The sequence below is a fragment of the Bariatricus sp. HCP28S3_D3 genome (genome assembly GCF_052065755.1).
Classification (GTDB): Bacteria; Bacillota; Clostridia; order Lachnospirales; family Lachnospiraceae; genus Allocoprococcus.
The window spans coordinates 71,555-83,971 of the sequence record NZ_JBQHTK010000002.1; the positions used below are offsets into that span (position 1 = coordinate 71,555).

Below are 12,417 nucleotides of genomic sequence, written 5' to 3' on the forward strand. Positions count from 1 at the left end.
CGTTCATGGCGTTTGCGGTAAACGTAAAAACGATAGCATCCATTCAAAAATTGTACCAATCTGGACACCCAATATGGCTTGCGAGTTAGAGGAGGTGGTCTTCTGTCAAGATTTAGTACAAGTTAAAATGAGAAATTTCCCCATTTTAACTTGCCATAAGCTCCGCTTCCCTGTGGGTTCTTTCATATAATCGTTCGAATTCATCTGGTGACATATAGTTGCAATGACTGTGGATTCGTTTGGTATTATAAAACGCTTCCAGATATTCGAAAACTAAACGATACGCCTGCTTGTAATCGCGGATTTTAAAACGATTCAGCCATTCACGTTTAATGATAGAATGAAAGGATTCGATACATGCATTATCCCACGGATATGCCTTTTTCGAATAGCTGCGCTGCATTTTCGCAGTTGCCTTTTTGTATTCTTTCGCAACGTATTGGCTGCCTCGATCCGAATGAATGATCAGCGGCTGATTGATTTTTCGACGGGCTTTGGCCTTATTTATAGTATCAATAACACAGGATACTTCCAGCGTTTCTGAAAGTGTCCATGCGATGATTTTTCTGGAATATAAATCCATGATACTGGTCAGATAGACGAAGTCATCTATCGTCCAGATATAGGTGATGTCCGAACACCATACTGCATTCGGGCGGTCAGGATTAAACTGTTCATCCAGGATATTCTGTAATTCTGTGCTGAAATCAGAATCTTTGGTTGTGATAGTCCAGGGTTTGCTCCATTGAGCCCGGATTCCCATCTGGCGCATATATGTGCCAACAGTTCTTTCGGATATCGTTTTCCCACTTTTACGTAGTTCTGCAGTAATCTTTGGAGCTCCGTAGTTCTGTTTGGAATCATCATAAATATCCTGAATCCTGGATTTTACAGCTTCACGACGCTTTTCTGTATCAGATGGAACATGATGCAGCCATGCGTTGTAGCCTGACCTTGAGACACCTAAGAATTTCAACATTCCAGAGACGGAAACCTGGCGTCCAGCCTTCCTGGCAGTTTCCGCCTTCTCAGACACTTCGAGATAAATGGCTTCTGTCATTTTCCCAGAATGTTGATGGCTTTTTTTAATACATCAAGCGCATCTTGGGCGTCGCGCAATTCACGCTTAAGGCGGGCGATTTCTTTCTGTTCATCAGAGGCATAGTTGCCAGAACCACGAACAGGGATATCGCCTGATTCCCGGAAGTCTTTCAACCACTTGGTTAAAGTGCTGTATCCGATACCAAGATTTTCAGCACATCCACGTACTCCTAAGTCCTTGTGGTCTTCGTAGTACTGGACAGCATCAAGTTTGAACTGTTTATCATGTTGTTTAGCCATATGAGATCCTCCTTCAGCACGTACTCATTGTATCATGCATATCCTTATTTGTATTCCGGAATTCTCATTTTGGCTTGTACTATTTATATTCTAACAGCAAGGCAAGAATATATAGATAGTTATTGGCGTACCATCTCACACTGGCTTGCGTACTATAAATTGATACAATGCACCCTTTGAGCGTTGAGGGTGCATTTTTAACGATTATCCCTACTCAAAAAACGATAAGGGTGCATTTTGATGAGAAGGCGGATTTTTAGGAATTTGGTGGGTAACACAATTAATGAAAAGCAGGTACAAGAGGCTGAGAGCGAAATGTTTTTTGCAGAACAGGATAAGCCGGAAACTGTCACAGAATTCCATGAGGATATCTGGTATATGCTGTTGGATTATGTGATGGTATATGATAAAGAGGACATCCGATTTACCGTTAAAAATGTGACGGAGATCTAAGTGTAAAAGAGAATAGAAGGTCGAGGATTTTTTTCCCGTTGTCCAGGATGTTGTCCTGGGGAGCGGGGATTTTTTGTTTGTGAATGCCGGAGCGAGATAAGCATGGCTGTTTTTAAGATGCCTGGTATAATGAAAGAACAAGAGAAAAGAAAAATTTAATTGAGTGTCACCATTTGTACCCTATGTGTGTGATATATACGAAGGAGAAAAACAGATGAAGAGAGATGCTGATCAGGTCTTTGAAAAATATTGTAAACTACTGTATAAAGTATCAATTATTATGTTGTGCAACGAACAGGATGCTTATGATTCAGTGCAGGAGTCGTTTCTAAGGTATTTGGATACGAAAATGGATTTTAAGGATGAGAGCCATGAAAAAGCATGGTTGACAAGGGTTAATATTAACATTTGTAAAAATATGCTTCGCTTTAGAAGAATGCATCCGACGGTAGAATACGAAACACTTGCATTGAATTATCATACATCTGAAGAAACAGGAATTATGGATGCGTTGATGGCTTTAAATACAAAGGATAAAGAGGTGCTTATTCTTTATTATATAGAAGGTTATTCTTGCCGGGAAATTGCGAGTATGTTGAAAGTTACAGAAAATGCAATAAAGAAGAAATTAGAACGGGCAAGAAAAAGATTAAAAGAAAAATATGAAAGTGAGTAGATAAGATGGAAAAAAAGATAGAGAATTTGTCAAAACTGGCGGATGATATCGCATTATCAGAACAGGATGAGAGGAAACTTTTTAACGCATATAAAATGAAAATTGAATCTCAAAGGAGAAAGAAAAACTTTATGAGAACACAATATCGTATAGCGGCAGTGGCTTTTGCTATGATAATAGTGTTCCTCACAACGTACTTTCTACAATCTCCCGAATTGACCGTTTATGCATCAACCGGAAATGAAATGGTGCAGTTAGAACTAAATGAGAAAGTGAATCTGGAAAAACAAAAAACTCCCTTAGGATATGGATATGTTTTGGAAATAAATGTGAAAGAAGGAAGCCGTTATTATACCATAGAAAACAAAGAAAACTTAAACGCTGATAACATTTTCAGAGATGGAAATAAAATTTTTTGGATACCGGATGGAATGAATAGTATGAATTTCAGAGATCAGGATGGTAATGTAATTAAAATACCAGAAACCGACAGTTCAATATTAAATATCGAAGTATGTAACGGTAACGGAAAAATAATCGAGAGAGTTACATTGATATTGGAAAAGAAAGGTGAACAGTGTAGTGTTGAAATGTTAAAAAATAATGAAAATGGAGGAAAAGTATGAGAACAATCAAAAAAACATGGAGTATATTATTAGCATGTGTGCTTATTTTAGTACCAGCATTGAGTGTATCAGCAGCGGAGAAGGAAATTGAAAAAGTAGAGATTTCATTTTTTAATGAAGATGGAGAGGCAGTTAGCGTAACAGAAGAAATGGCAGAGTCTCTTATGGAACAGGTTGGGGAGGATAAAGAACAGGGTATTATTAATGAGACAGCCTTAAATGGCTCCTGTTCACATATTCCGTGCAATCAGGTTGAGACTGCTCTTTATGGACATGATAAAATCAATGCCTATGAATGTTGAGTATATACTAAAAGAGCCATTGTTTGTAAATGTTGTTGTGCTGCTTTAAAGAGCCTTTCTTTTGGCAGTTTGCGTATTCACATGCAGCAAAGGGGGTAGATTATGAAGAAAAAATTCATCAGTGTTATTCTTGCAGGATGTTTAGTATCATTATTCCCGATAAATGCCATGGCTAAAGAACAGTGCATATGGCCAGTTTTTGCGGACAGCTGGGCCACATTTTCCGGCCAGTCAGAGACACAATAAGCGGACAGTTAAATTTCAAGCCATCAAGTCTTATGCCGCGAAAGGTGCTTTACATGAGTAGCTCATGATAGGCTGTTTAGCCCTGGCAAATCCGTCTCTGACGCGGTTTCCAGGCTTTGCCAATGAATCATGAGCGGTAGAGGCTCATGTCAAGCACACCGTGGAATAATGCTTGATGGCTGGCCGCCGATTATGTCTCACACTGTCCGCCTAATATGGCACAGGTGGCCGTTTAGGCTGGCAATCTGCAAACAGCGATATAGGGTGGAGTTTTGTGATGTAGTTAAGACTTGTTATTCATTAGACGAACAAGATGCTATTTTAGAAGAAATCAATGCAGATAATGCAATTACTGTAGTGTTCAATGACAAAGTATTAGAAGAATATACATCTGAAGAACTTTCAGAAATCCGAGCAGATGTATGCCAAGATGTCAATGACTATTTAAAAGAGAGATCTTCTGTTAAGTATGTTGTAAAAGCTGAGCATGATTGTTACCCAACGGGACCATATGCGGATGTATATGGAGGAAAAAATTATATTTATGATTCCCAGGGAAATTTGATTATGTATATGCAGTTGGGAGTATGCAAATATCCGCCAAAACGAGGGTGCTCCCGATTGGTATATAAGTATACGTATGTATGATGTAAAAAACAACAACTAATAATTTGGCGTTACGAGTGTTAAAGCAATTTTGGTATATTGCTTTAGCGCACCTAATGAGGAGGAATGAGTGTATTTCGTCAAGTGTTTTTCCTAAAAATAGGAAAGTAAAATTCCCAACTTTAGGAATGGGATATTCCAAGATATCAGCAGGAGACATTTTCATATGATTGTGGTGCAGTCTGTCGCATAAGTGCGTGTTCCATTCTGTAGCTCTTCCCTGAAAAGAGGATCAAATGTCCATGATGTACCAGACGATCAATCATTGCAGCAGCCATCTGTTCATCAGTAAATATGCTTCCCCATTTAGAGAATTCCAGATTTGTAGTTAAAATCATGCTTTTACTTTCATAACTGTCTGAAATCACCTGAAACAACAACTCTGATCCGTCTCTGTCTACTGGCACATATCCCCATTCATCAAGAATAAGCAGATCCTGATTGTTCAGATCGTTACGCAGTCGCTCAAGCGTACCATTCTTCCGTGCTTCTGCGAGTTTTAATACAAGCTCTGTTACCGTATAAAATCTTGTTTTATATCCCAACATACAGGCTTTGATACCTGCAGCTATCGCCATATGTGTTTTTCCAACTCCTACAGGTCCATACAGCACGAGATTCTGCTTCTGATTTATAAAACTGACATTTTCCAGTTCTTCTTTTGTGAGTGCTGGTGGAAGCTGCACCTGTTTATACGAATATCCATCAAATGCTTTGTAAACAGGAAAATGTGCACGCTTGATAAGCCTTGCCTTTTTGTTTTCCTCACGCCTGGCCAGCTCACGCAGAAGAGCATCTTTAAGATACTCTATCTGCTTGGGGGTTCCTTCTGTTTTGCACATTTCAGGGATCGCTGTAGTAAAAAATAGTTTTTTGCAGGCTTCCACAATTGCCTGATCTGTTTCTGCCTGTTGTTTTGCTGTGATCATGATGCATGCACCTCCTTGGATAACCTATTTTGACCATATATGAATAGTTCATCATATGTACTCAGGTTTGGTCCATTTTCCGGAGGCGTTTCAATCCCATATCCTGTAATACGGGCTGCCAGAACAGTAACATCGCTTTTGTTGACATTTCCATTCTTTGCAGCCATTTCCATTGCTTTTAAAGAGGCTTCATATCCATACTCATGGGCAACTTCGTTTAGCAGTCGCAATCCCGCCTTTAATTCCGGCTTTGGTAAGGAATCCAGATAATCACGCAGTATCTCCGATGCATCTGCTCGGACGCCGCTGTTTCTCCATGCCCCGGAATTTCGGGAGAGTACTTCAAGCGTTGTGCTGTAATCAGAGGTATCTGTCCTTGCGTCACCGTATTCCCTCTTGTGACGTACAAGGATTGTACCATCTGGATTGAGTATTTCGATGAAATGAGCTCGGATACCCACCCATACTTTCTCACCATGATTTTCCGGTCTTGTAGAGTAGAAATGCTTTCCTTCCATGCAGATTTTCCCATCCCCATCACATTTAAATTCATCGTATCTGCATACGTTGAAACGTTTTGATGGCAGGGAAGAGAAATGGCGTTTGTCCTCTTCAAATAGTTCCGCAATGACCTCTCCCTTTTTGTAGTGCATTTCAGCAGCTTTCTTCAAATGTTCATCCAGAAGCTGTTTATTATAGCTGACCATATCGTGGTAATGGGGGATCGGGACAAAAATATTTCTTCGTATCGTACCTACTTTGTTTTCCACATTTCCTTTTTCCCATCCTGATCTTGGATTACAAAAACGAATCCGAAAACCATAGTGGGCACGAAACCGGGAAAATAATTCCGTTTCTACAACTTTATCATGGATCTTACGGCCTACACCGGTTGCATTGTCGAAGACTAATTCTTCTGGGACACCGCCTATGTATTCGAAAATATCCTGCAGCCCCTGGCATACACATTCAGCAGTTTCGCCGCCAAATACCTGCGCATATCCATCATTACTGTATGGAAATGAAAGGACAAGATATTTTCTGCGTCTGCAGATATTTTCCTCATAAAAATCTGCTTCCCCAAAATCGACTTCTGCAAAACCCGGAAGCCATACGAGTTCCTGAGTTGCTTTCTGCTGTCTGTCTTTCCGGATCCCATGGACATATTTGCGGATCGTGTCATAGCTTCCGGTATATCCCTCCTCTGCTACAAGCCGGTCATAGATCCGTTTTGCGGTATGATGTTGTTTGCTCCAATGATTTTTATCTTCTTCTATCCACTCATGAATAAGCGGTTTGTACGGATCGAGGATGGATTTTCGAACTTTTCGTTTAGGAGGTTCTTCTGAAAAGTCCTCCTTTGCAAGATATTTTTCAATTGTTTTGTGGTCAGCCCCTGTTTTTCTATGAATTTCAGAAACATTGTATCCACATTTACTCAAATCTCTGATATGATTGATTTGGGACATTTTGAGCATCTTCCTTTCCTCCTTTGAATAGATTGGTCTCTACCAAAGGATAATGGTATTGGTTAAGTGGTTCAAGATGTCCTGCTTTATTTTGGGAAATTCCCAATCCGATATTTGGGAATTTTACTTTCCGATTTGAGGTATTTTTATTTTACTATATACAATGATAAAACGTACCATGTATGGCCGTTGTGGCAAGGAGTTATTAGCCGCAAAGCTTATATTGTCAAATGGATAATACGGGCAATTGCGGAAGAACTTCGCCACACCGGACAGGCGGCTCCGCCGCATCGTAATATCCACAGCGGAAGAAAAGGGTCTACAGCAGTAAATATGCATTATCCAGCATTGTCTATTGCCCGAAATGCGGTGACATTTACCGCAGGATTGCATGGAACAACCGAGGCAAACACTCTATCGTGTGGCGGTGCTGTACCCGTGTGGAGCATGGCCCTGAAAAATGTGATGCCCCGACCATTCAGGAATCAGAACTGCAGGCAGCGGTGATAAAGGCTATCAATACGGCACTTGGGAACAGAGACAGTATGATGGCTGCCCTGCAGGAGAACGTGGAGGCGGTCATTCGGCAAGGAGATGAATCCTCGGCAGAAAACATTGAAGCAAGGCTGGAGGAATTGCAAAAGGAACTGCTGCGGAGGGCAAATTCCAAAAAGGATTATAACAGCGTGGCAGATGAGATAGATCACCTGCGGGAACTGAAACAGAAGGCGCTGACAGAGAGTGCCGAGCGGGAGGGGGTGAAAAAGCGGATTGCCGAGATGCGGGAATTTTTGGACAGTCAGGCAACGGAGGTCTTGGAGTATGATGAGCAGCTTGTGCGGCGGCTGGTTGAAAAGATTACAGTCTACGATGAGCGGTTTGAGGTAGAATTCAAATCGAGCATGACGGTGGACGTGATAGGATAGGGGTCTACTTATTTTATATAAAAAGCCTTGTCATTGGAAATTCCTATGGCAAGGCTTTTTATGACTTAATTATTCTTCATCCATGCTAATTACTCCTTATATTGGGGTTAGAAATAGTCTACGCGCATCTTTATTTAAAATTCCACGAAATTTGATATTTATAACCAAATACCGGAAATTTTTCTGTGATAGATAAATGTTTTCCTTCTCTATCACATTCTATAATCGAGCGTTTACCCGAAGTTGAATAGGCATCTTCTAAAATTGGAAAAGTCGATGCAGCATTATTATATACTGAAAATCTAATGCTATCAAGGTCAAATTGAAGATTATCTTCCAAATCTATTTTAATACGAAGCATTTCGGTATGTTCAACGATACTTGCACTGCAGAAAGGAATCGCTTCTCTATTTGGATCTTTTAAATCGTCAATCAAAATATCGACAACTCGTTTGCCCCCCTTTGGTGCTGGAGCAAATTCTACAGTATATGTGTTCCATGTTGTATCACGGCCTAGAGTAAGCTTATTATGCGGTGATAGGCATAAAACCTTATATTTTGAAAGTTCTTGCGGTTTCGACCATCTGAATTTTCCTTTAAAACTTGAAAGACCATCAACTTTAGCAATAAGAGTTATTTTCTTTTGATAACGCATTTCTTGTAAAGACTTATAGGTGTATACAATCTCTTTTTCACTCAAATAATAAGGTAAATTGGGTCTGCGAAAGTAATGACTAACATATTTGTATATTGTATAACGAGTCTTTTTTCTGTAAAAAAGTACTAACAAAAAAAGGCAAAAAATACATGTTGATAAACATCCGATACCTAAAGGAGAGAAAAGATTAGTTCCAGATATCCAATTCTTCACCCATTCGATTATGGTTATTAATCCTGAGATAATACCAATTGCTTCAATAGCTTTTTTCATAGGAATCTCCCCTTTAGCCTTATCGTTATTCTTTCAAAAAAGATTATTTTATACTTTTTGAGTAAGCCATATTTGCTTTTCTAACAGGGGTACCTACATAACTTTCGATATCAGAATCTTTATCAACCATATCAACATGGGCTTTTCCATAAAGATGAGATATCTCATGTTGATATACATTTGACTTAAAGCCTTCAGCAGTAAGTTCTTGATGATCACCGTTAATATCTTGATATGAAATTTTAATTTTTCGATACCTTTGTACAGTTGCTGAAATGCCAGGAAAACTTAAGCATACTTCTGCGCTTTCGACCTTATCCTCCGATAATGGAGTAATTTTGGGATTTACAAGAACTAAAGGTTTCTTTGCATCACGAGCTAAATCAATAACGGAAATTTTTTTTAATACCCCTACCTGGTTCGCGGAAAGACCTACTCCAGAACTACCAGCATATAGGGTTTCAAACATATCTTTTATAAGCTGATGAAACCATTCGTCTGAGAATTCAGTATCTGAAACATCATCACATTCTAAGCGCAAACAAGAACCAGGGCAAAAGATATTTGGTTGATACAATTGAATTACTGGTAAAATAGCCATTCTATATACACCTCCTATTGCAAAATTATACCAAAATTTGTCGCATTATGCAAGACTAACGGTTTATATATTTGCATGATGAAAAATTAGTGAAATATCAGTAGGTGGAGCATTTAAGACTATAGACATCTTGAGTAAATACACTGTTATGCTTTAACGCTGGAGCCAGATTTTAGTTAAAAGTTTGAAGTTAAGAGGTTCAAACTGAAATTTGAATCCGATATGAAAGCTGATGAGGGGATACAGATGGAAAAATTACAAGAATAATATCTTTCAGAAATAAAAAATGTAATCTAAGGGTGTTAGCTTAAAAGAGGGCAATTGCAAAAAATAGTAATTTGCTATATTATGAAATAAGAGTTATTGTTTGCACATTTAAAAAGGGAATTAGCGTAAAAATAGATATGTTTCCGGCTACTACGACAGCAACAAAAGTGGCGGTGGATTAAGTCGGACGGAGTGAGATTGTATTTGACGTACTTCCTATCCTCTCGTGCCATGTAGAGACGGCATGCTTATTGTCCAAACTTTCTGAAGCAAAGAATACCATTGATTGAAGGTAGATATGGACGAGCTGGATGTGACTTCTGCGGAGGCTAAGGCCACATATGAAGAAATTAAAGCATACGTGCTGGAACAGACCGGATTACAGGTAAGCAATCTGTATATTGCTCAGGTGAAGCGCGAATGCGGGATTATTGAAAGATAAAATTATAATAAAGCAAAATCAGACAATTCAAGACAGCCGCAGTGCTCGGAGGAAAAACGTAATGCAATCATGAATGCATTAAAGCATTTTGTCATGCTATGATAGCATATACGAGGCTTATTCAGAATAATTAGAATACCGTCATTACACTTGTGACGGTATTCTGTTTGTTTTAGGGTAATAAGCTAGAAGAGTAATGTTTCAATAATTTTGTAACGTTCAGTTACTTCATGCGTTAATCTAGTGAAAGGAGGATAGCAATGGACTTTGAATCAATGTACGACGAGTTATATCGAGATGTCTATCGCTATGTGTTAAGTCTGGTTAAAAAGCCTGACGAAGCGGAAGATATTACCCAAGAAACATTTACTAAGGCTATAGCTTCTATTAAGTCCTTTGATGGTAAGAAAGATATTAGAGCCTGGTTATTTACAATAGCGAAGAATACATATTTTTCAAAATATCGGAAAGAAAAGAATATCCATTTTTCTAAGATGGATGAAACAAGTGCAAATCGGGATTTGGTCTGCTTTACAGACGAATTAGAAGATAAAGAGACTGCATTTATTATACACCAATTTCTTCACTCAATGGATGAGCCATATAAAGAAGTCTTTTACCTGCGTGTGTTTGGTGAATTGGATTTTCAGAAGATTGGCATCTTATTCGGGAAAAGTGACAGCTGGGCAAGAGTTACATTTTATCGCGCCAAAAATCAGATTAAGAAACGAATGGAGGATATAGAACATGAATGAGTGTGAAATTATTAGAGATTTGATTCCATTGTGTGTAGATGATGTTGCAAGTAAATCATCGGTGGATTTGGTAAATGAACATATTTCAACCTGTGAAGAATGTAGAAAAGTAATGGAAAATATGAAAGGTTCTCTTCAAATTCCAATAAGTACCAGTGAACAGTTAAGCGGTACAAAACCTTTTGAAAAAATGAGAAAGGTATTAACGCGCAAAATAATACAGACAGCAGTTATCTCAGTTCTTGTTATATGTGCAGTTTTTGTACTTTTCTTCCTAAGTGATACAAAGAACCTACTGAACGGAAAACCGCTTCTTACGGAAGGGGATGCCGTTTATCAGGCTTCTTTAAAAGCAAAAGCGTATATCGCTTTTCACACAGATGATTTTCCTGATGCTGATTATGATGCTATTGAGCCTGTGGTTGCTGTGGAGCTTGTGGAGGATAAGGAGTTTTCCACAATGGTTTACAAAGTAAATGTTGAATACCCTGTTCCTGGTGAGGCAGATTATCCTGCTTTTGAAATTCTGATTGATGGTGTATCAGGGGATACATTAAAAACGACTGTACTAAATCAATAAGATTACATTGGAGGAAATGATATGATTATGAATATTATACTTATTCTGATTGGTGTAGCAATGCTGATTTATGGTATCAAGAACAAGACAAAGTTTTTCATTATAGTCGGTGCTGTTTTGATTGGCTTTGGCCTGATTTCTGCTGGTATCGATTACGCCATTGGTAGAACAGGGGAAGTTGCTACTCACCGTTTGCCTTTTGTGATTAACAATATGATGAAATAATCCCAGTTCCAATATATAGACATATACCAAAGGAGATCAGTTTTGCCAGAAAAAGAAACCGTGAATCAAGGGGCTTGTAAAGTGATGCCGGCTTTTTCTTTTTTTGCTTCGGAGATTGTGGTATCCTGCAGTGCTTTGTTACAGTCGGTCATTAATGGCATAAGATTATGCTGCAGCGTTTCGGCCAGTTTTTCCTGTTTGCTTGGTCTTGCATAGTAAGAGCAGATTTTGGGACTGATCTTCGCCTGTCCTGTCATCCACCGGCAGACCAGCCCATTGTCAAAAGAAAAATCTATGCTTTCTGAGCTGTCCATAAAATCCTCAAATATTTCATATAAAAACTCAGGCTGGTTCATTTGGTTACTTTCGCTGATATGTTTTTTTAAACATGTCATGATGTAGGGGGCGAAATACCTTTTGACCCCTACATCATGTCCATGAATTAGGATGAAAAAATATGTGCAAAAATACCAAATATAATATAGGTATACAGTGGTAAAAACGATGAAATGCACAATGAATAATAAATTTTGCTTACGAAATCAATTTTTTTCATTTATAATATCCTATGTAAACATGTTCAACCAATAAATAAAGGCAGGTAGAGATAATGAAAGGAGTAAAGGCAGCGTGCATTACACAAACATTACATTTCTTGCTGAAGGAGGATGTCGGACAGGAATATGCGAAAAAACTTATTACCGAGGAGGTAAAGAAATACAAGGATTCGTTTGATAAGAATAAGACGCAGTACAAGATTCTTTCAGAGGAAACACAGGCTGATGGTTCTGTTATTATTGAGATTAAGAAACAATATAATACCTCTCCGGTGGGACATTACTTGGATTAGTCGTATGTTTGAAACTAAAGCGTGCAATTATCTTAAAAGGATAATTGCACGTTTTTAGGTGGGAAAAAGAGAGGTAAATAGTTATTGTCACAGTATATTCGTACACTGCTTAAGGTTAATTATGTTAGAGCA

General features: G+C 38.6%; 19 protein-coding genes. 12 read left to right on the plus strand and 7 right to left on the minus strand.

Features of this window, described 5'->3' with window-relative positions; translation table 11 throughout:
• Positions 1 to 145 precede the first annotated feature (145 nt).
• The gene (locus ACTNB3_RS02645) at positions 146 to 1,060 is read right to left on the minus strand and encodes an IS3 family transposase (protein ID WP_441024438.1); all 915 of its coding nucleotides are present in this window, start codon (positions 1,058 to 1,060) and stop codon (positions 146 to 148) included.
• On the minus strand, positions 1,057 to 1,341 hold the full coding sequence (locus ACTNB3_RS02650) for a transposase (RefSeq protein WP_441024439.1): 285 nt from the start codon (positions 1,339 to 1,341) through the stop codon (positions 1,057 to 1,059). The genes ACTNB3_RS02645 and ACTNB3_RS02650 overlap by 4 nt, the downstream gene beginning before the upstream one ends.
• 315 nt (positions 1,342 to 1,656) lie before the next feature.
• Between ACTNB3_RS02650 and ACTNB3_RS02655 the strand changes: the two genes are divergently transcribed.
• The 6 genes from ACTNB3_RS02655 (at position 1,657) to ACTNB3_RS02680 (ending at position 4,292) form a co-directional block, all read left to right on the plus strand.
• Complete coding sequence (locus ACTNB3_RS02655; protein ID WP_173734030.1) at positions 1,657 to 1,794, plus strand: hypothetical protein; 138 nt, start codon at positions 1,657 to 1,659, stop codon at positions 1,792 to 1,794.
• 214 nt (positions 1,795 to 2,008) lie between these two features.
• Complete coding sequence (locus ACTNB3_RS02660) at positions 2,009 to 2,470, plus strand: RNA polymerase sigma factor (protein ID WP_441024440.1); 462 nt, start codon at positions 2,009 to 2,011, stop codon at positions 2,468 to 2,470.
• 5 nt (positions 2,471 to 2,475) lie between these two features.
• Complete coding sequence (locus ACTNB3_RS02665) at positions 2,476 to 3,096, plus strand: hypothetical protein (protein ID WP_441024442.1); 621 nt, start codon at positions 2,476 to 2,478, stop codon at positions 3,094 to 3,096.
• Complete coding sequence (locus ACTNB3_RS02670) at positions 3,093 to 3,398, plus strand: hypothetical protein (RefSeq protein ID WP_441024443.1); 306 nt, start codon at positions 3,093 to 3,095, stop codon at positions 3,396 to 3,398. Before ACTNB3_RS02665 ends, ACTNB3_RS02670 begins: the two co-directional genes overlap by 4 nt.
• Positions 3,399 to 3,500: 102 nt before the next feature.
• Positions 3,501 to 3,644: a hypothetical protein gene (locus ACTNB3_RS02675; protein WP_441024444.1), complete on the plus strand. Its 144-nt coding sequence runs from the start codon at positions 3,501 to 3,503 to the stop codon at positions 3,642 to 3,644.
• A 264-nt stretch (positions 3,645 to 3,908) separates the two neighbouring features.
• Positions 3,909 to 4,292, plus strand: a complete 384-nt coding sequence (locus ACTNB3_RS02680; protein ID WP_441024445.1) for a hypothetical protein — start codon at positions 3,909 to 3,911, stop codon at positions 4,290 to 4,292.
• A gap of 164 nt (positions 4,293 to 4,456) precedes the next feature.
• Here the strand turns inward: ACTNB3_RS02680 and istB are convergent, their stop codons facing one another.
• Both istB and istA read right to left on the minus strand, forming a co-directional pair.
• Positions 4,457 to 5,239, minus strand: a complete 783-nt coding sequence (gene istB, locus ACTNB3_RS02685) for an IS21-like element helper ATPase IstB (protein WP_441024446.1) — start codon at positions 5,237 to 5,239, stop codon at positions 4,457 to 4,459.
• Positions 5,236 to 6,717, minus strand: a complete 1,482-nt coding sequence (istA, locus tag ACTNB3_RS02690) for an IS21 family transposase (RefSeq protein ID WP_441024447.1) — start codon at positions 6,715 to 6,717, stop codon at positions 5,236 to 5,238. Before istA ends, istB begins: the two co-directional genes overlap by 4 nt.
• Positions 6,718 to 7,055: 338 nt before the next feature.
• On the opposite strand from istA, the gene ACTNB3_RS02695 reads away from it, so the two are divergent.
• Positions 7,056 to 7,634 (plus strand): zinc ribbon domain-containing protein, encoded by a 579-nt coding sequence (locus tag ACTNB3_RS02695; RefSeq protein WP_441024534.1) that lies wholly within the window; start codon positions 7,056 to 7,058, stop codon positions 7,632 to 7,634.
• A gap of 130 nt (positions 7,635 to 7,764) precedes the next feature.
• Here ACTNB3_RS02695 and ACTNB3_RS02700 read toward each other — a convergent pair whose 3' ends face one another.
• Both ACTNB3_RS02700 and def read right to left on the minus strand, forming a co-directional pair.
• Complete coding sequence (locus ACTNB3_RS02700) at positions 7,765 to 8,565, minus strand: hypothetical protein (RefSeq protein ID WP_441024448.1); 801 nt, start codon at positions 8,563 to 8,565, stop codon at positions 7,765 to 7,767.
• 43 nt (positions 8,566 to 8,608) lie between these two features.
• A complete protein-coding gene (def, locus tag ACTNB3_RS02705) occupies positions 8,609 to 9,166 on the minus strand; it encodes a peptide deformylase (RefSeq protein ID WP_441024449.1) in 558 nt (185 codons plus the stop codon).
• 565 nt (positions 9,167 to 9,731) lie between these two features.
• Between def and ACTNB3_RS02710 the strand changes: the two genes are divergently transcribed.
• The 4 genes from ACTNB3_RS02710 to ACTNB3_RS02725 all read left to right on the plus strand — a co-directional run bounded on the left by ACTNB3_RS02710 (position 9,732) and on the right by ACTNB3_RS02725 (position 11,435).
• The gene (locus ACTNB3_RS02710) at positions 9,732 to 9,875 is read left to right on the plus strand and encodes a hypothetical protein (RefSeq protein ID WP_441024450.1); all 144 of its coding nucleotides are present in this window, start codon (positions 9,732 to 9,734) and stop codon (positions 9,873 to 9,875) included.
• Positions 9,876 to 10,135: 260 nt separating this feature from the next.
• A complete protein-coding gene (locus tag ACTNB3_RS02715) occupies positions 10,136 to 10,630 on the plus strand; it encodes an RNA polymerase sigma factor (RefSeq protein ID WP_441024452.1) in 495 nt (164 codons plus the stop codon).
• Positions 10,623 to 11,210, plus strand: a complete 588-nt coding sequence (locus ACTNB3_RS02720; RefSeq protein ID WP_441024454.1) for a zf-HC2 domain-containing protein — start codon at positions 10,623 to 10,625, stop codon at positions 11,208 to 11,210. The genes ACTNB3_RS02715 and ACTNB3_RS02720 overlap by 8 nt, the downstream gene beginning before the upstream one ends.
• A 21-nt stretch (positions 11,211 to 11,231) precedes the next feature.
• Positions 11,232 to 11,435: a hypothetical protein gene (locus tag ACTNB3_RS02725; protein ID WP_441024455.1), complete on the plus strand. Its 204-nt coding sequence runs from the start codon at positions 11,232 to 11,234 to the stop codon at positions 11,433 to 11,435.
• A gap of 65 nt (positions 11,436 to 11,500) precedes the next feature.
• Here the strand turns inward: ACTNB3_RS02725 and ACTNB3_RS02730 are convergent, their stop codons facing one another.
• The gene (locus ACTNB3_RS02730; protein WP_441024456.1) at positions 11,501 to 11,749 is read right to left on the minus strand and encodes a hypothetical protein; all 249 of its coding nucleotides are present in this window, start codon (positions 11,747 to 11,749) and stop codon (positions 11,501 to 11,503) included.
• A gap of 296 nt (positions 11,750 to 12,045) precedes the next feature.
• Between ACTNB3_RS02730 and ACTNB3_RS02735 the strand changes: the two genes are divergently transcribed.
• Entirely contained in the window at positions 12,046 to 12,285 is a 240-nt protein-coding gene (locus ACTNB3_RS02735) for a hypothetical protein (protein ID WP_441024457.1), read from the plus strand.
• Positions 12,286 to 12,417: the final 132 nt, after the last annotated feature.